Annotated in this window: 20 protein-coding genes, 3 tRNA genes and 1 riboswitch; of the genes, 8 read left to right on the top strand and 15 right to left on the bottom strand. The window is 34.0% G+C overall.

Going from position 1 to position 17,882, the window contains the following annotated elements; all coding sequences use genetic code 11:
- Nucleotides 1-52 precede the first annotated feature (52 nt).
- A complete protein-coding gene (locus OLM53_RS05745) occupies nt 53-625 on the top strand; it encodes a pseudouridine synthase (RefSeq protein ID WP_264522088.1) in 573 nt (190 codons plus the stop codon).
- Between the two features lie 3 nt (nt 626-628).
- Nucleotides 629-1,081 carry a tRNA (cytidine(34)-2'-O)-methyltransferase gene (locus OLM53_RS05740; RefSeq protein WP_264522087.1) on the top strand — a complete coding sequence of 151 codons (453 nt, stop codon included), beginning with the start codon at nt 629-631 and terminating at the stop codon, nt 1,079-1,081.
- Here the strand turns inward: OLM53_RS05740 and OLM53_RS05735 are convergent.
- The 5 genes from OLM53_RS05735 to OLM53_RS05715 form a co-directional block, all read right to left on the bottom strand.
- Nucleotides 1,068-1,856 (bottom strand): ABC transporter ATP-binding protein, encoded by a 789-nt coding sequence (locus tag OLM53_RS05735; RefSeq protein ID WP_264522086.1) that lies wholly within the window; start codon nt 1,854-1,856, stop codon nt 1,068-1,070. The genes OLM53_RS05740 and OLM53_RS05735 overlap by 14 nt on opposite strands.
- 33 nt (nt 1,857-1,889) lie before the next feature.
- On the bottom strand, nt 1,890-2,303 hold the full coding sequence (locus OLM53_RS05730; protein ID WP_264522085.1) for a GxxExxY protein: 414 nt from the start codon (nt 2,301-2,303) through the stop codon (nt 1,890-1,892).
- A 36-nt stretch (nt 2,304-2,339) separates the two neighbouring features.
- Nucleotides 2,340-3,365, bottom strand: coding sequence for an iron ABC transporter permease (locus tag OLM53_RS05725; RefSeq protein ID WP_264522084.1), 1,026 nt, complete (start codon nt 3,363-3,365; stop codon nt 2,340-2,342).
- 81 nt (nt 3,366-3,446) lie between these two features.
- Nucleotides 3,447-4,583 carry an ABC transporter substrate-binding protein gene (locus OLM53_RS05720; RefSeq protein WP_264522083.1) on the bottom strand — a complete coding sequence of 379 codons (1,137 nt, stop codon included), beginning with the start codon at nt 4,581-4,583 and terminating at the stop codon, nt 3,447-3,449.
- A gap of 53 nt (nt 4,584-4,636) precedes the next feature.
- Nucleotides 4,637-5,455 carry a T9SS type A sorting domain-containing protein gene (locus OLM53_RS05715; protein ID WP_264522082.1) on the bottom strand — a complete coding sequence of 273 codons (819 nt, stop codon included), beginning with the start codon at nt 5,453-5,455 and terminating at the stop codon, nt 4,637-4,639.
- Nucleotides 5,456-5,523: 68 nt separating this feature from the next.
- Nucleotides 5,524-5,723: riboswitch (cobalamin riboswitch) on the top strand.
- Nucleotides 5,724-5,937: 214 nt separating this feature from the next.
- Here OLM53_RS05715 and OLM53_RS05710 point away from each other — a divergent pair.
- The gene (locus OLM53_RS05710; protein WP_264522081.1) at nt 5,938-7,890 is read left to right on the top strand and encodes a TonB-dependent receptor plug domain-containing protein; all 1,953 of its coding nucleotides are present in this window, start codon (nt 5,938-5,940) and stop codon (nt 7,888-7,890) included.
- A 381-nt stretch (nt 7,891-8,271) separates the two neighbouring features.
- Here OLM53_RS05710 and OLM53_RS05705 read toward each other — a convergent pair whose 3' ends face one another.
- Both OLM53_RS05705 and OLM53_RS05700 read right to left on the bottom strand, forming a co-directional pair.
- Nucleotides 8,272-8,784 carry a hypothetical protein gene (locus OLM53_RS05705; protein WP_264522080.1) on the bottom strand — a complete coding sequence of 171 codons (513 nt, stop codon included), beginning with the start codon at nt 8,782-8,784 and terminating at the stop codon, nt 8,272-8,274.
- Nucleotides 8,785-8,808: 24 nt separating this feature from the next.
- A complete protein-coding gene (locus tag OLM53_RS05700) occupies nt 8,809-10,221 on the bottom strand; it encodes a S41 family peptidase (protein WP_264522079.1) in 1,413 nt (470 codons plus the stop codon).
- Nucleotides 10,222-10,343: 122 nt separating this feature from the next.
- On the opposite strand from OLM53_RS05700, the gene OLM53_RS05695 reads away from it, so the two are divergent.
- The 4 genes from OLM53_RS05695 to OLM53_RS05680 are packed head-to-tail and all read left to right on the top strand — an operon-like array spanning nt 10,344 to nt 12,364.
- A complete protein-coding gene (locus tag OLM53_RS05695) occupies nt 10,344-10,853 on the top strand; it encodes an RNA polymerase sigma factor (RefSeq protein ID WP_264522078.1) in 510 nt (169 codons plus the stop codon).
- Nucleotides 10,840-11,289, top strand: a complete 450-nt coding sequence (locus OLM53_RS05690) for a hypothetical protein (protein WP_264522077.1) — start codon at nt 10,840-10,842, stop codon at nt 11,287-11,289. Before OLM53_RS05695 ends, OLM53_RS05690 begins: the two co-directional genes overlap by 14 nt.
- 12 nt (nt 11,290-11,301) lie before the next feature.
- Entirely contained in the window at nt 11,302-11,823 is a 522-nt protein-coding gene (locus tag OLM53_RS05685; protein WP_264522076.1) for a DUF4252 domain-containing protein, read from the top strand.
- A gap of 4 nt (nt 11,824-11,827) precedes the next feature.
- Entirely contained in the window at nt 11,828-12,364 is a 537-nt protein-coding gene (locus tag OLM53_RS05680) for a DUF4252 domain-containing protein (protein ID WP_264522075.1), read from the top strand.
- 50 nt (nt 12,365-12,414) lie between these two features.
- Here the strand turns inward: OLM53_RS05680 and OLM53_RS05675 are convergent, their stop codons facing one another.
- The 7 genes from OLM53_RS05675 to OLM53_RS05645 form a co-directional block, all read right to left on the bottom strand.
- The gene (locus OLM53_RS05675) at nt 12,415-12,858 is read right to left on the bottom strand and encodes a sterol desaturase family protein (protein WP_264522074.1); all 444 of its coding nucleotides are present in this window, start codon (nt 12,856-12,858) and stop codon (nt 12,415-12,417) included.
- A gap of 6 nt (nt 12,859-12,864) precedes the next feature.
- Nucleotides 12,865-13,704, bottom strand: coding sequence for a phytoene/squalene synthase family protein (locus OLM53_RS05670; RefSeq protein WP_264522073.1), 840 nt, complete (start codon nt 13,702-13,704; stop codon nt 12,865-12,867).
- A complete protein-coding gene (locus OLM53_RS05665) occupies nt 13,701-15,176 on the bottom strand; it encodes a phytoene desaturase family protein (protein WP_264522072.1) in 1,476 nt (491 codons plus the stop codon). Before OLM53_RS05665 ends, OLM53_RS05670 begins: the two co-directional genes overlap by 4 nt.
- 50 nt (nt 15,177-15,226) lie before the next feature.
- Nucleotides 15,227-16,123, bottom strand: a complete 897-nt coding sequence (locus OLM53_RS05660) for a MerR family transcriptional regulator (protein ID WP_264522071.1) — start codon at nt 16,121-16,123, stop codon at nt 15,227-15,229.
- 113 nt (nt 16,124-16,236) lie between these two features.
- Nucleotides 16,237-16,319, bottom strand: a tRNA-Leu gene (locus OLM53_RS05655).
- Nucleotides 16,320-16,359: 40 nt separating this feature from the next.
- A tRNA-Lys gene (locus tag OLM53_RS05650) sits at nt 16,360-16,432 on the bottom strand.
- A 29-nt stretch (nt 16,433-16,461) separates the two neighbouring features.
- Nucleotides 16,462-16,534 (bottom strand) — tRNA-Lys (locus OLM53_RS05645).
- A 127-nt stretch (nt 16,535-16,661) separates the two neighbouring features.
- Here OLM53_RS05645 and OLM53_RS05640 point away from each other — a divergent pair.
- Nucleotides 16,662-17,180, top strand: coding sequence for a shikimate kinase (locus OLM53_RS05640; RefSeq protein WP_264522070.1), 519 nt, complete (start codon nt 16,662-16,664; stop codon nt 17,178-17,180).
- Here the strand turns inward: OLM53_RS05640 and OLM53_RS05635 are convergent.
- Nucleotides 17,172-17,669, bottom strand: coding sequence for a phosphoribosyltransferase domain-containing protein (locus OLM53_RS05635; protein ID WP_264522423.1), 498 nt, complete (start codon nt 17,667-17,669; stop codon nt 17,172-17,174). The genes OLM53_RS05640 and OLM53_RS05635 overlap by 9 nt on opposite strands.
- Between the last annotated feature and the right edge of the window lie 213 nt (nt 17,670-17,882).

Here is a 17,882-nt window from a genome sequence, read left to right as displayed (position 1 = left end):
TTAAATTGAAATTCACTATTTGAAAAATGTATTTTTGTTTCAAATAAAATTCATGCACTATCACTTCCTTATTCACAAGCCTCACGGGTATTTGAGCCAATTCATTTACGAGAAAAAGCGACCTAAAAAGTTGCTAGGAGAATTGTATCCTTTTCCAGAAGGGACGATGGCTATTGGTCGCTTAGATGAAGATTCAGAAGGATTATTGTTGCTGACCACTGATGGTATGATGAGTGAAATCGTAAGAAGCAAAACCGTCGAAAAAGAATATTATGCCCAAGTAGATGGAATAATTACAGAAGAAGCTGTTAATCAATTAAAAAACGGCGTTGAAATTGGCTTCAAAGGCATTAGGTACACCACCAAAAAATGCGATGCTAAACTCATTACTCAACTTCCTGACTGCATAGGCGAGGGTAGAAGAATTAGAGACGAACGGCACGGACCAACTAGCTGGGTTTCGATAATCTTAACGGAAGGTAAATTTCGTCAAGTCAGAAAAATGACTGCTGCAGTTGGATTTCCAACACTAAGATTAGTTAGAATTCGAGTGGGAAATATACATTTGCAAAACTTAAAAGCCGGAGAAGTAGTAGAAGTGGCTTCTTTTCAAATAAACGAATAAATTATGCTCAACATCGTATTAGTAGAACCTGAAATTCCAAACAATACTGGTAATATTGGCCGACTCAGTGTGGGTACAGAAAGTCGATTGCACTTAATTCATCCGTTTGGTTTCAAAATTACCGATGCTAATCTAAAGCGTTCTGGTTTGGATTATTGGGTACATCTCGATTGGCATCAATACCAAAATGTAGATGAATGGATAACACAAATTCCAGATAAAACCAGAGTTTTTCTAATGAGTTCTCATGCAACCAAATCAATTTATGAAGCCGAGTTTCAAGATGGCGATTGGTTGGTTTTTGGTAAAGAAAGTGTAGGTTTGAGTCAAGAAGTTTTAGCGCAATTCGTGAATCACTTAACAATTCCTATGTCCAGCTTAATCCGAAGTTATAACATAGCTAATTCAGTGGCGTTTGTAGTTGGTGAAGCGAAAAGACAGATTAGTTTGAAATAACAAACTTTCCCTTTTCACCATCAAAAGAAATGGCATCGTCTTTAAATAGCGTACTAAAAACACCTTTAGTAATCAAATTACAGGGTTGGTCTTGAACCACATGCTTTTCCGTCATGACAATCATTTCATCCGAAAGTTGTATCGCCAAATCAATATCATGCGTAGAAAAAAGAATGCACTTGTTGGTTTCTTGTGATAGTTTTTTTAGCAATTTAAAAACTGCTACTTTATGATGCAAATCCAAGTGGGTAGTAGGTTCATCTAAAACAATTAGCGGTGTGTCTTGTGCCAAGGCTCTAGCAATTAAAACAATCTGTAATTGACCGTCACTGATTTCATGATGTATTTTGTTAACCAAATGTTCAATATGGGTCAGAGCAATCGCTTGATGTATTTTGTCTAAATCGGCTGCTGATAGTTTTCCTAACCAATTTGTATAAGGCTGTCTTCCTAAAGCAATCAATTCAAAAACAGTAAGGTTGCTTGGCGGTAATTTATCGGTCAACACCAAACTTAAATTTTGTGCCAAAGCTAAGCTACCAAAGGAAGTAATGTTTTTATCGTTCAAGTTGACACTTCCAGCTATAGGTTTCTGAATCCCTGTTAAGGTTCGCAATAAAGTAGATTTTCCAATACCGTTGGCGCCCACTAAAGCAATGAGCTGTCCTGAGGATAGGGTAAGATTCAAATTCTCAGCAATAATAGTATGTTGCCCTTTGGTGTGATACCCAATGCTTAAATTAGAAGTACTTATTATTTTTTTTTCTGAATTCATATTTTATTTTAAACACATAGGGACATAGTTTTTTTATTCTAACGATAATTTTTTAAAATATTCATTAACTATGGTTTTTTGACCTTCTTTAAAAATATTGGAACAATTAAAATTGATTAATATTCCTTTAGGTGCTTTTAGAAGTTTCATATAGGTTTGAAGCTGCGCTTCAAATATAGGATTAAGTTGTTGTACCGATTTAAGTTCTATTACTAAACAGTTTTCTACAAATAAATCACATCTAAAATCTACCATTAGCGGTTTGTCTTTATAAATCAACGGGACTTTTTTCTCTGTCAAAAATTTTATTTTTCTATGATGTAACTCTTCTTGCATACACAAATGATAAACACTTTCAAGCAAACCTCTTCCCATTGTTTTGTGCACTTCAATAGCAGAACCAATAACTTCATAGGTTAACTCGTCAAGATATTTTTGTGTTATCATTTTAAAATAAATACTATGTTTCTATGTGTTTTAAATTTACGATATACTTTTTTTTCTAACAATCAACCATATGACCACTGGAGCTCCAATGATGGAAGTTATAGCATTAATCGGTAAAGTAAAATCAAAACCTGGCATTTGGGAAACCGTATCACAAAATAACATGATAATAGCACCAACAAAAAGTGTCCCAACAAATAAAGTGCTATGGTTACTGGTTTTGAAAACTAGTTTTACTAAATGAGGAACAGCTAAACCAATAAAGGCAATCGGTCCAGCAAAGGCAGTGATGCTTCCTGCTAAAACACTGGTGGCAAAAATAATTAGGTAACGAGCTTTTTTGATATCCAACCCCATACTTTTGGCATAGTTTTCTCCTAGCAATAAAGCATCTAAAGATTTTAAGGAAAGCAAGCTAAATAGTAATCCAATAAAAATAGCAAAAGCTAAAATGGATATGTTTTGCCAAGATAAATTGCCAATACTTCCCATAGACCAAAAGGTGTATTTCTGTAATTGCTCTGCCGAACTGAAATAGGTAAAGACACTAACAATAGCACTAGTAAAACTGCTAAACATCAACCCCACAATCAAAATAGACATAGTATCACGCAAGCGTTGAGAAACAATTAAGATCATCAGTAAAACCGCTAAACTTCCTAAGCAAGACGCTAAAATGATTCCGTAAGAGGACAATAAAAACTGTGAAAATACGGCAGGTAGAAATCCAGCGCCTAGAATCACAAAAGCCACTCCCAAACTCGAACCCGAACTTAAACCCAACACATAAGGACCCGCCAAAGGGTTTCGAAATAAGGTCTGCATCAATAAACCAGAAACTGAAAGTCCGATACCGACTAATACCGCCGTAATCGCTTTGGGTAACCGAAAATTAAGAATGATATAGTCCCAAGTCTCTTTGGAAGCATGACCTCCAAACAAACTCTTAAAAACTTCTTTCACTGGAATAGCCACTTGTCCCATGGAAATGTTCAATAGCAAAGTGAACAATAAAGCCAAGGCTAAAATGGAAAATAAAAGTGTATTTCGGTTTTTAGACATTTATTACTTAATGATTTTGTCTTTCTGACGAAGGAAGAATCTCGAGATTCCTCATACTTCGGAATGACAAATTGAGGTGTTTTATTTTAATTTTTCAAAAAAGAAAGGCTTGTAACCAATCAACAATTCAGGATGCAATATTTTTACTAAATCTTTCAGCACTATATCAGGTCTGTTAGGAGCCAGTTCATAATACAGAATACCACCGGTTGTTCCTTTTTTGCCACTGAACGAATATACATTATTATTTTGAAAAGCTTTGAATTGACCGTAATGTGGATTAGAATCCGTCATCTCTTTTAAGGTAGAAAATTGTCCTGAAGTAATCCAAACATCTGCGTTTTGTGCTTTTTCCAATACGGTTTCAAAGGATAAAGACAAACTTCCCGTTCCTGTAGTTTCTTTCCACAAATAATCAGACTTAGCTTGTTTTAAAAGCAAACTACCCCAGCTGGTGCCTTTGGGCAAATACCAATGATCTTCGAACATATCGCCAGCTAAAATAGTGGGAGTAGTGGTCGCTCTTTTGGCAATGTCAATGGTTTTCAAATAATCTTTTTCAATTTTAGTAAAGAGTTCATCGGCTAATTTTTGTTTGCCAAATAAGGCTCCGAAAAACTTAATCCATTCGGCTTTTCCTAGAGGGTTTTCTTCGTTCCAATCGCCATTCAACATGACTTTGAGACCGCTTTTCTCCAAATTGTCCAACGTGGGATTATTGTTGTCAATGCCGTAGCCAATAATTACATTGGGTTGTAAATCGAGTAGGACTTCGGTATTTAAGTCATGGTTGTTGCCGAGTTCTTTGACTTTTTTAGCTTCAATACGCGCTCTCACTTTTTCAGAAGAAATATAATCGCAATGAGGAAAACCCACAAGTGAATTCACTTCATCCAACATCTCCAAAGAAGGAATGTGCGTGGTTGAGGTAACGACTATGGTTTTGATGGGAACCGGGATAATGATGTTTTGTTTCAAACTATCTGGAACAATTCCGTCTTTTTCTTTGAGGATGTATAGGTAGGTTTTAGTAGCTTTTGGCCAAGGATTCTTTACCGTTACTATTGAATACCCTTCATAGTTAACTATCGAAAAACCTTTGGCATAGTGTACTTCATTTTGAGGAGCCACTACCGCTTCTGGTTTTGTTTCGCTTTTGCAACTGAAAAGAAAGACAAGAAAGAAAGAGAATAGAATTTTTGATATAATAGATTTCATAAGGATGCTTTGCAAGTGATGCAAAGGTAAAAGGAAACCCTAAAAAATCTTTTTTATTTTTTAATCAATTTATAATTGGCTGTCTGTCCGTTATCAAAATTAAGATTCAAGATATACATTCCAGCACTTAATTGCGAAGATTGATTATCTAAATTTGATTTTGATGATGTTGAAACTATTGTTTTTCCCATAACATCTGTTATAGAATAGTTGGTGATGGTTTGCTCTGTTTGAATATCAAAATTATATGAAAATGGATTGGGTGAAATGATAGCTTTTGGTTTTTGAAATTGCGGATTAGAGAGCACTGTTCCTTGTACAAATTGGGTGGAGGCAATTACCGCAGTATAATTATCAAGTGCTGATTTTAGGTCAATTGCATCACAATCGCATACAACAGCATTAGTGGATGAGTAATAAAAGACATTATAAGTCTGGAAAATCTGATTTAAAACAGCATCATTTGTTACGACTACATTTCCTATTGAACCAGTCTGATAAATACTGCCAGCACTAACAAACTGAACATATAAAGCATCACTAAATCCGCCATAAGTATATCTAGCCGATGCAACAACACTTGAATAAGCTCTCAAATCAGTAATTAACTGAGCAGGATAAGTTCCATTAAAACCAAAGATTTTACCTTGATAAGGAGGATAAGGATGAGCTTCATAAGTCCTGAAATAAGTAACGGTATAATTACTTAAAATAGCATTTAAACCTGTATCATTTGTGGTGTTGCACAACCAATCATTGAAAAAATAATCACATTGTGGTGTTCCAACATTCGAATTAACCAATCTAATTTCCACACCTGTTTGCGAAATAGCAAAATTGGAAAATAAAAGTAATAGTACTAACTTTTTCATAATCATAGGATTAAAGGATGTTGTAAAGCTAAGAAAATATTTTCAAGTTATTTCCGTTTTCTATGTTATATTTGCCCTCGAATTAAGGTTGCGATTTCTGTTTTTCAAAATCGCATTAAAAGGGAATTTGGTTCAAATCCAAAGCTGTTCCCGCAACTGTAAGCTATTAAGCTTGTTGTTATCTACAAAACCATTGTCCTATTTTCGGGATGAGAAGGTCAACAACAAGACGCAAGCCAGGAGACCTGCCTAGTTCATCGAGTAACAAACTTTCGGGAAAAAAGGTTTGGGTATGGGTAAATTCTATACTTTTCTCCCACAATGGTAATTAATCAAAAGGTTTAAAAGACATGTTTTTCTCTCTGTGTATCTCTGGGCTACTTCGTGTATCTCTGTGTAATTTTTTTATTTCGCAGAGTTTCACAGAGAAAAATTAGAGATTCACAAAGATTTTAAAGTTTTTGATTGTAGTATTAATTTAAATGAAAAAAACAGTAAGAGCAGTGGCTATAATAGCCTTGCTAAACTCTTGTGTCTATGCGCAAGAAAAGGATTCTACCAAAGTGAATTCGTTAAAAGAAGTGGTGGTTTCGGACACCAAATTTGCACAAAGCAAAGAAAAATCAGGAAAAGTAATTGAGGTCATAACGGCTAAAGATTTAGAAAGAAAGTCAGGGCAAAGCTTAGCCACCGTACTATCCGAAGTTAGCGGCGTTGAAATCAACGGAAACCAATCGGCTAACGGGAAAAACTTAGGCTACTACATTCGAGGTGGTAAAAACAGACAAGTTTTAATTTTGATTGATGGGATTCCAGTAACGGATGCCTCGGGAATTACTCTTGAATATGATTTGCGTTTACTGCCTGTAGAACAAGTAGAGAGCATCGAAATCATGAAAGGAGCTGCCAGCACACTTTATGGTACAGGAGCTGCTACCGGAGTGATTAACATCACCTTAAAAAAAGCTTCTAAAAAGGAAATCCAAGGGAATGCTTATGTGAATATTGGTTCCAATAATACGGCAGACAATTCTAAATACAACGGACAAGATTTCAACCAAGGGCTTTCAGTAAATGGCACCTACCAAAAAGTCAATTACTTTGCTGGATTCAATAGTACCGAAACCAAAGGCATGTCTCAAATTGCTGAACCTAATTCGGCTGCTAACTATGAAAAGGATCCTTTTTCTAGACAGAATCTTTTAACGAAATTAGGTTTTAAAGCTACAGAGAAACTAACTTTGAACTTCTTTGGGAATTACGACAGAATCAAAAATGCTTACGATTTGCCTTTTGACAATACAGGTTTTGACGATACTAATGTGAACAAAACTACTTCAGAGCAAATCCGTTTTGGATTCGTGCCAAAATACCAATACCGTCATGGCGAATTGGTCCTAAATGCCGGGTTTACCAAAATCAATCGCGATTATAGTGAATTCAATTCTTATACTTCAGGCACTGATTATTCGTCTTATGGTTCTCGAAGTATCGTGGTAGATGCTTTTAACAAATACAGTTTTAGCAACGAGTTTACTGTTATTGTGGGTGTCAATTATCAGTTTCATGATATGTTGAGCCAAACGCCTTATAGCACTATAGACAACAAAAACACCAAGTTCAACATCTTAGATGGTTACACCACTTTTGTATACAATCTTGATTTTGGATTAAATATCAACACCGGTATTCGTTTGGACAATCATAGTGCTTATGGCAATAATTGGGTAGCCAATTTTAATCCGTCATTCAATTTTAAAACCAGCTTTCCTTTGAAAGTTTTGGCTTCTTACAGCACGGCTTATATCACGCCAAGTTTGTACCAACTCTATTCGGAATTCGGCAACGCTAACTTAACACCTGAAGCCAACTCCACCATAGAGGCAGGCTTTGAAACCGAGTTAATCAACAAAAAAGTAAAGTTCAATGCCGTAGCTTTCTACCGTGATCAAAACAATGCTATCGATTTTTATTATAACCCCACCACTTTTGCAGCCTATTACATAAACGTAGACGGAAAAACAAAAGCCAAAGGAATAGAAACGTCGTTGAACATTGCCCTAACGTCAAGACTAAACTTGAACGGAAACTATACTTTCACCCAAGTAGATGAAGTACTAGACCGATTAATTCCAAAACACAAAGCCAACGCCAGTATCGATTTTCACCCCACATCCCGAACCTTATTCAACGTGAGTTACCAGTATTTTGATGCTAGGAAAGATGCTTTTTATGATGCGAATACGTTTGGAGTCTTAACCACTCAATTAGGGTCTTATCAATTGGTGAATGCTTTGGTAAAATACGAACTTATCAAAAGCCGTTTGACTGTTTTTGGTGCTGCTACTAATATTTTCAACGAAGCTTTTGTAGAGAATTTAGGCTACTCCACCAGAGGACGAAACTTTAAACTAGGATTGACTATTATTTTATAGATTAAGAAAAGGCTAACCGAGAGGTTAGCCTTTTTTGATAAGCATGATACTCTCTCTTTTACTCTCTTTTTTGTAAGAAAGGTATAGTCTCAAAGGAGCTTTGTTCGAGTCATGTTTTGGATTTGTTCGGTAAAAGGCTATTTAGGGTAGTACAACTACGAACAAAACCCGAACAAAACCCGAACAAAACATGTGCATAATAATGATATTTTGTAATTGATTATTCTTACGAAACATGCTTTTTTATGCTTAAAAAAGAGTTTAAATTTTTGTAAGAATAAAAAAAGCACCCCTAAGAGTGCTTTTGTGATAATAGTAAGTAAGGATTGAACCTTTTTTAGCTTTTGTTTGACTGCAAGTTGGTCAATGTACTATTTGTGATTACGGTTTGTATTGTCCAATTTGCGTTAAAACTTCTTTTAGTGCCTCGGGTTTATTAGTGCCTATTAATAGAGCAGCATTGTTGGTTGTAACCAATTGCAATCCTTGGTTTCCGGAAACGTTTAAGGCTTCTCCAGCACCAAAAAGACCATATCGGATGCCCCAACCACCATATTCTGTGATAGGGCTGTATTTTCTAACGTATAGTTTGTTGAGGTTATCCCAAGTATATTTTCGGTATTGAATTCGGAAAGGGTAAAATCGCACATACACCCCATCACTTTTAATTTGGGTTTGTAGTTTTATAAAACCAAACATAAGGGTTAACAAAAGCATCAGTCCAAAGCCAATATACAATCCGCTATCACTAGTGGGGTTATCCCCGAAAGGTACTTTTTCAACGATTTGTTGGTATATACCAAACAAAAATATCCCATTAAGGCCTATAAGTAGTAGCCAAAGCCACCATTGTTTGAATTTTTGTTCTTCGTAGAATAGGATTTTTTCTTCCATTTAGGGTTAACTGTTGTTATAGTCTTATTTATGATTCAAATACATGTCGGTGCCCATAGGAATCATAGTCTTAGCATTGCTAAAGTCACGTTCAATAACACTTGGCACTTGAGGTAACATTTTGCCACTGGCTATAATTAGGTTATAGGCAGCATTAAAGAGAGGTTCATCGGTACTTCCCAAAACTCCCATGTTATTAAAGTTTTCAGGAAGCAAATTAGTAGGAGTAATCCCTGAGGTGTAATCGCCAAAACCGTTTTTATTTACAATCTTTAATACGATAGGCTGCATGGCATATTTATGATTAGGATTCGCATCCGATTTACCAAAAGTAGGAGAGTCATATAAAGTAACCGATCCTACATTTTTTCCAGTAGTGATGTCGCCAATTTGCACTACATTGATATAAGGTTTCAAACAGTTTATGACCAATTCACTAGCAGAGGCAGTAGCTTTGGTAGTTAAAACGTATACTTTGTTGAGGTGCAAACCATTCAATCCCCCGATGAATCTATTTTCTAAAGAACCTGGATTATTGTTGAGATAATAGGCTTGTGCTTTAGCATTCCATTGTTGGCTAGCAAATAATTGTCCGCTAAATTGTCCCGTAATCATACTCGCTAATTTCACAGCAGTATTGATGGAACCTCCTGAATTATAGCGTAAATCCAATACCAAATCGGTTACGTTTTGAGCCGCAAAATTACCAAACATGGTATTCAATTGATCATCATAGCTAGGATAAAAACCATTGTACATCAAATACCCAATATTGTGGGTTCCATGGGTAATCACTGTATTGATAAAAATAGGGTTTTCAGCAACATCTGTTTTAGTTAGCGTTATCGATTGCCCATTCGGAGTAATATTGCCATTGTCATAATCGGCTAGGTTGATGGTGTAGGTAGTAGCATTTAACAGCGAGAGGTTGTTATCTGTAGCGGTTTGGTATAAAGGAGTACCATTTACAGCATAGAAAATAGTACCACGTTGTACATTTTTAGCAGCGGCATCGGTATTAGGCAGCACATAATGAACCCAACCAAAAACAGGGCCAGAGCTTCCTGACTTATAGCGTAAGCCATAGTCCATGCCGTTATTTAAAGTATTGCCAGCTAGAACTCCTTCCAGAACCGTGTAATCACTGGTAATTCGACTAAATTTATCTATAACATTTTGTTGGTAAAGCAATGATTTAAATAAATCAGAAGGAGAAGCAAATGGAGTTAGATAGGTATTTAATTCACCTTGATTAGCAAAACGAGTGTCTGATAAATCAGGAACATCCGCTTGCCAGAGATAGTATAAGTTCATTCCTTTCCAAACAAAGTCTTTAATTTCTAAACTATCTGGAACAGCATTGTCATTCATATCAGTACATCCAATAGGAGCAGTAAATAAGAATAGCAGTAATGAAGCAACAACAATTTTTCTCATAGCAGCGATTTGTTTTAATAAACGTAAATTTACTAAGTTTAGATTAATAATATCATTTTGTTTGTAACAAATAAAAAGGAGTCTCGTCTAGGCTATATAACCACTAACTAAGAGTAGTTTCAATGAATCAAAATGAGTTTATGCAATTGGTGAATCCGTTTAAGGATAAACTCTTCCGAGTGGCAAAACGATTACTCGTGAGCACAGAAGAAGCCGAAGATGCTACTCAAGAAGTTTTGGTAAAATTGTGGAATAGGAATGAAAGTTTAGACGAATATAAAAGTGTTGAAGCGGTTGCGATGACCATGACTAAAAACTATTGTTTAGATCAATTAAAATCGAAACGCGCCAGTAACATGAAAATTGTTCACAATAATTTTACGGATAGGGAAGCAAGTTTGCAACAAAAAGTAGAGGATAGTGATACTTGGTATTGGGTAGAAAAAATAATGAATGAGTTGCCTGAACAACAAAAGCTAATAGTGCAAATGCGAGATATTGAAGAAATGGAGTTTGAGGAGATTAGTCAAGTTTTAGATATGAATGAGCAAGCTATTCGTACGGCATTATCAAGAGCAAGAAAAGTGATTAGAGAAAAAATGATAAAAACACATCATTATGGCATTGGATAGAATAGAAAAATTAATAGAAAAATACTTCGAGGCAGAAACCAGTATTGCTGAAGAAAAGGAATTAAAAGAGTACTTTGCTTCATCAGATGTTGCTCCGCCTTTGAAACAATACCAACCCCTATTTGGTTATGTCGTTCAAACAAAACAAGAACAGTTCAACGCAACGATTCCATTAAACACTAAGAAACGCAATAGCGTAGTTTGGTTATCTGTTGCCGCTTCTGTGGTGGTTTTACTTGGTGTGAGTTTGTTTACATACCATTATTTTAATCAACCCAAATCCAATGATTTAGGTACTATTGATGATCCTGAAGTAGCCTTTAGAGAAACACAAAAAGCATTGGCTATTATTTCAGAACATGTAAATAAAGGCATAGGAAGTATGAGCTATTTAAATGAATATGAACAATCAAAAAACAGAATTTTTAAAAAATAACAATCAGAAATCATGAGAAAATTAATTTTAAGTTTAGTATTAGTATTAAGTGCAAATACCTTTTTTGCACAAACGGTTTTCGATAAATTTGAAGACCAAGAAGGGATAACTTCAATCGTGGTTAACAAAAAAATGTTTTCACTTTTAAGCAAAATGAAAGTGGATGATAAAGAGACACAACAATATGTGAATCTAATCAAAAAGCTTGATAATTTGAGAGTGTTTGTTACCAAAAGTGACAAGAAAGCGGATGAGATGAAAGCCATTTCGGATAAATACATTAAAACAGCTTCTTTAGAAGAGTTAATGAAAATTAATGAAAAAGGGAAAAGCGTAAAAATATTTGTAAAATCAGGGGCTTCTGATTCTCAAATCAAAGAACTAATGATGTTTATTGAAGGCTCAGGGAACGAAGAAACTGTTTTAATGTCTTTAACGGGAGACTTTGACTTAAATGAGCTATCGGTATTGACCGATAAAATGAAATTGCCTGGTGGTGATGATTTGAAAAAAGCTTCAAAAGGTAAAAAATAAGTTCATGAGAGTAGTAGTTTATTTAACCGCTATTTTGGCTTCACTCTTGCTATTAAGTTGTAATAGAGAACCCACACTCCAAAAGTATTTTGTTGATAATTCGAGTAAGCCTGGGTTTATTGAGCTTGATCTTTCGTCTAGTTTTATCAATAAAGATAAAATAAAACTGACCCCAGAGCAAAAAACAGCTTTGGCTTCATTTGACAAAATGAATATATTGGCTTTTAAACTAGACGAAAATAATAAAGCACAATACGATGTTGAAAGCCAAAAGATAACGGCTATTTTAAAGAATAAAGAGTATCAAGAGTTGATGAAAGTAGGTTCAGGAAAAGATGCTGCAACAGTTAGCTTTGTTGGTGACGAGAACCATATCGATGAGTTTATCCTTTTTGCCAAAAAGAGAGAAAATGGATTTGCAGTAGTTAGAATTCTAGGAGATGATATGAATCCGAATAATATTATGAATATGATTTCACTGCTAAAAAGCTCTAATATAAATATGGATCAATTAAAACCGTTAGAAGGTTTAGTGAAATAAGACTCAGGTTAGTTATTCAAATAGAAAGTCCCGATTATATCGGGACTTTCTTATTTTTTAAAATATTTAAAAGGGACAAATAACATACCGAAACATTCTCCATCTCCTTTTCCAATATGTTTGTGATGCATTTTGTGAGCTCTTCTAACCCCTTTTGCATAGAGGTTATTAGCGTTTCTGAATAGTTTAAAACGTTGATGGATAAAGATATCATGAACAATAAAATAGGCTACACCGTAGGCGAAAATTCCAAGTCCAACGGCAATTCCTAATTCAAAAATACCTTTTTGCCAAAGTAAAAAACAAGTAATACTTACAACAGCATAAAAAATAAAAAAAGCATCATTACGCTCAAACCAAGAGTCATGGTCTTTCTTGTGATGATCTGCATGTAAAACCCATAAAAATCCATGCATGATGTATTTATGAGTAAACCAAGCCATAAATTCCATGATGCAAAAAGTAAGTATAAAAACAATAATTTGGAGAGCCATAATAGGTTATAATAAGTTTAATCGATAATTAACGTAACATCTAGCTAAAAGTCCAATTTTTTGATAATCAGGAACACGGATTCTAGTATTCTTAATTTCTAGAGATGGGGTCTTTTTTAATTTAGATAATAACTTCTTGTAGTAAACATAAGCGGTGTAAACACCAAATTTGGCTTCTAAAGGCAGTTTTAAAATCCCTTCAAAACCAGCATGAAAATCAGCTTCAATTTCTTTTATAATAGCTTGTTTAGACTCTTCATCTAAACGTGATAAATCTGTATTGGGAAAATACGTTCTATTCAAATCTTCGTAATCTGCTTTTAGGTCGCGAAGAAAGTTTACTTTTTGAAAAGCCGAACCTAATCGCATTGCTGCATGTTCTAATTCATTAAACTTAGTGTCATCGCCATTTACAAACACTTTCAAACACATAAGTCCCACTACATCAGCAGAGCCATAGATATATTCGTTGTATTCATCAAAGGTTTTATATTCACTTTTGTGTAAATCTAATTGCATGCTTTTCATAAAAGCAGCGATCATCGTTTGTGGAATATTATATTTATGAACGGTATGTTGAAAGGAATTCAGTACAGGATTTAAACTGATTTTATTTTCTAAGGCACTAGTCAAATCCTTTTCAAACATCTCAAATAAATATTCTTTGTTATAGTCATGAAAAGAATCCACTATTTCATCAGCAAAACGAACAAATCCATAAATATTATATATGTCCTGACGAATGTTAGGAGCCAACATTTTTACAGCAGAAGAAAACGAAGTACTATAAGATTTAGTTACGTTTTTACTACAATCGAAGGATATTTTATCAAATAGTGATTTCATATTGTTGTAAAGTTAGTTTTTTTTTCGATAAGTTCAGATACAAGTTTTCCCGATATCAAAGCAGGAGGAACTCCAGGCCCTGGAACTGTCAATTGTCCTGTAAAAAAGAGATTTTTTACTTTCTTACTTTTCAATTTAGGTCTTAAAAAGGCAGTTTGTAATAAAGTATTGGCTAATCCATAGGCATTTCCTTTGTACGAATTATAATCTTTAATAAAATCATTTAAACAAAAGGATTCCTTGAATAAGATATTATCTTTTAGAGATTGCTGTGTCAATTTTTCAAATCTTGAAATTATCTTCTCAAAATAGGCTTCCCTTAATTCGGGAGTATCTTCTAGACCGGGTGCGAGTGGAATTAAAAATATTCCAGCTTCTTTTCCACTAGGAGCTACATCAGCATCTGTTTTTGAAGGGAAACTAGCATAGAATAAAGGTTCGTCTGGCCATTTTGGAGTATCATAAATGTCTTGAGCATGAACATCAAAATCAACATCAAAAAATAAGGTATGATGTTCTACATTTTCAATTTTTTTATCAAAACCAACATAAAATAGGAGTGAGGAGGGGGCAAAAGTTCTATTCTCCCAATACTTTTCCGAATAGCCTCGATACTTTTCCTCTAATAATGTTTCACTATGATGGTAATCGGCACCACTTAAAATAATATCCCCTTTTATACTTTTGCCATTTACAACAATAGCATTAGCAACTCCATTTTCTACTATAATTTTTTCGATATTTGAATCCGTATGTATTGCAACACCTAGTTCTTTGGCTAATTTTTCCATAGCTAAAATGACGCTGTACATACCGTTTTTTGGATGCCATGTGCCCAAACCAAAATCAGCAAAATTCATGAAACTGTAAAAGGAGGGAGTGTCTGAAGGCTTTGCTCCAAGGAAAAGTACAGGAAATTCAAGTATTTGTATCAGTTGGGTATTGGTGAAACGTCTTCGGATGTCTTTGGAAATATTACCAAAGAACTGATTTACTTTTTTTGCCGTTTCAAGAGTGATTAATTCCAAAGGAGAAACACCGGGACGATAGACTAAATCTTTGATAGCAATATCATAATTGCTTTGAGCTTCTTTCATAAAAGCCTCCAATTTTCGTCCGCTTCCTTTTTCTATACTTTCGAATGTTGTTATGATTTCGGATAGGTTATCGGCAATAGTGACAAAATTGTTGATACCAAAGTACACTTGATACGCTGGAGATAATTTTATCAGTTGATAATAATCGGAAGGTTTTTTGCCAAAATCGGCAAAGAATCTTTCAAACACGTCAGGCATCCAGTACCATGTTGGCCCTATATCAAAAGTAAATCCTTCTTTTTTAAGTTGACGTGCTCTTCCGCCAATAGTGTTATTTTTTTCGTAGACTTCTACATAGTTACCTTCTTTGGCAAGATAGCATGCAGCCGCTAATGACGAAAAGCCTGAGCCAATTATTTTGATTTCTTTTTTCATATTGTTTAACAAAACTACAAAAAAGCTAAACAATAAAAAATCTTTTTATATTATAAATTATCAACCAACTCTTTTATGGAGCTAAAGATACTAATTTTTCCTGAGATTAGCCTATTGTCTATGTTATGAATCATTCTTCCGATAAGCCAGAATTTGGAGGTCTCGTCTAATATTTCTTCACTAATTTCTTTAATGTAGGGATTTATATGTTCTTTATTGGGTTCTACAGTAGTGTAACATATATAAGTTATGTTGTCGAAATACTTTTTAACATCTCTTAAACTATCTGTTGGCACACTTTCCCCTAGATAAATACTTTTATACCCATGACTTAAAATTTCATAATTGAGATACATTAATCCTAATTCATGAATCTCATTCATTGGTAGGTATAAGATAAAAACAGTATCCTTATTAACAGGTTCTTTTATTTGAACCATTTCAGTATTAATCAAAAGCTTTTGCTTTATTAAATAAGAAATAAAGTGTTCATGTGCAGGACTTACAGTGCCAGCTTGCCATAATAACCCAATTTCTTCTAATAGTGGGATAAAGACTTCATAAAAAACACTTCTAAATGATTTTTCAGATAGTAATTTATTGTAAGTATTGAAAAACAAGGTATGATCAAAATTCATCATAGCCATTTTGAAAGAACTTATGGCATGATGTTTTGCGCTTTTGTCAGATATAATTTCGTTCACTAATTCTGGAATTCTTTCATTAGAGAGTTTGGAAATATTCGAAATTTTATAACCATGTTTGTGTAATAGGGTTATGTTTAGTAATTTTTGAAGACTCTCTAAATCGTATAATCGAATATTGGTTTCGGTTCTCATGGGTTCAAGAATGGCATATCTTTTCTCCCATATTCTTATAGTATGTGCTTTGATTCCAGAAATATTCTCTAAATCTTTTATACTGAAAACACTTTTAACATTGTTCATGTTTTATTTCATTTTGTTAAACAAAATTAACAAAATAAGTTTACAAACATAGTTTTGAATAATAAACTTCAAAAAAAAAGAGTGAACTCAATAGAATTCACTCTTTAAAAATGTGACCACGGTGGGATTTGAACCCACACGCCCTTACGAGCACCACCCCCTCAAGATGGCAAGTCTACCGTTTCTCCACGTGGCCTAAAACAAAAAAAAGTCAAACACTTCTGTTCGACTTTTTGTGACCTGACTGGGGCTCGAACCCAGGACCCCATCATTAAAAGTGATGTGCTCTACCAACTGAGCTATCAAGTCATAGCATCAAAGAAATGGAAAAAAAATTGTGACCTGACTGGGGCTCGAACCCAGGACCCCATCATTAAAAGTGATGTGCTCTACCAACTGAGCTATCAAGTCATTAACCTTTCTTCAATGCGGGTGCAAATATAAGACCTTATTATTTATATTTCAAAGCAATTTTATTATAAATTTACCTTTTTTTGACAATGGGTCTTAATGGCTTAATTTATAAGGTTTTATTGCTATGCAAAAAATAATTTTAGTGGGTTATATGGCTGTTGGCAAGACCACAATTGCACAATTATTAGCTAAAAAAATTGATTTTAGAACGGTCGACTTAGATAAATTAATCGAAAAAAAAATGAATTTAACTATCAATCAAATTTTTGAATTGAAAGGAGAAATTTATTTCAGGAAATTAGAACATGAACTATTCAAAGAAATTCTAGAGAACGATGAAAATATAATTATTAGTACAGGCGGAGGGACTCCTTGTTATGCTAATAATCATTTATTTTTAAATGGAGAAAATTGTATTTCAATTTATCTAAAAGCATCTATAGAAACAATTTTTGAGAGACTTAGAAATGGAAAAATGGATAGACCACTAGTTGCTCATAAATCTGAGGAAGAGTTAAAAGAGTTTGTTGCTAAACACCTATTCGAAAGAAGTTATTTTTACAATCAGGCCACTTGTACTGTTTTGATTGATAATAAAGATCAGGAAAGTATAGTAAAAGAAATCCTTGAATTGTTACACTAGATAAGCGTAGTTGTTATTTTTTTCAAAAACGACATGAACATGTTCTTTGAGCGATGTTGAAAATGAAATCCCTTTAAAATCAACTTTCACAGGAAACTTTTTATGATTTCGATCAACTAAGACCGCTGTTTTTATTTTTTTAACAGGAACGTCTAAGAAATGTTTGACGCCATATATAAGTGTTGACCCTGAGTTTAAAACATCATCTATGACAACTATTCCTTTGTTGGTGTAAACTTCTTTTGAAATTGATGTTGTTACGGTATTAAAAGGATTTGATTTGTCAATTTTCACTTCACACAAAGTTATATTCAAATCGGATATTGAGCTTAGAATACTACTTATTTTTTCTGCTAAAATAAACCCATTGCTTGCTATTCCTGCTAAAACAATTTCATTTTCATCTGAGAAAGTTTCAAAAATTTGATAGGATATTCTTTTAATTTTGTGTTCTAGTTCTTGATGGTTTAGTATTACATTTTGATTCATTGTAAAGTTTTTTTTCAAAGATAAATAAACTGCTGGTTTCATTTTTATGGATTTTAATTTATTGACTAAAAACATAAGAATTATAACAATTTAAGCACGACCCTAATCGAATTAATTTAACATTTCAACGATTTTAAATAAAATTTAGATTCCAAACACTTTTTTTTTAAAGATTTCCTATATATTTACAACCTTATGTGAGACGTATAGTGA

Origin of the sequence: Flavobacterium sp. N1994, from assembly GCF_025947145.1 — a bacterium.
GTDB lineage: Bacteria > Bacteroidota > Bacteroidia > Flavobacteriales > Flavobacteriaceae > Flavobacterium.
Note: the sequence above shows the minus strand (reverse complement) of the source record. Positions and strands in the feature narration are given on the sequence as shown.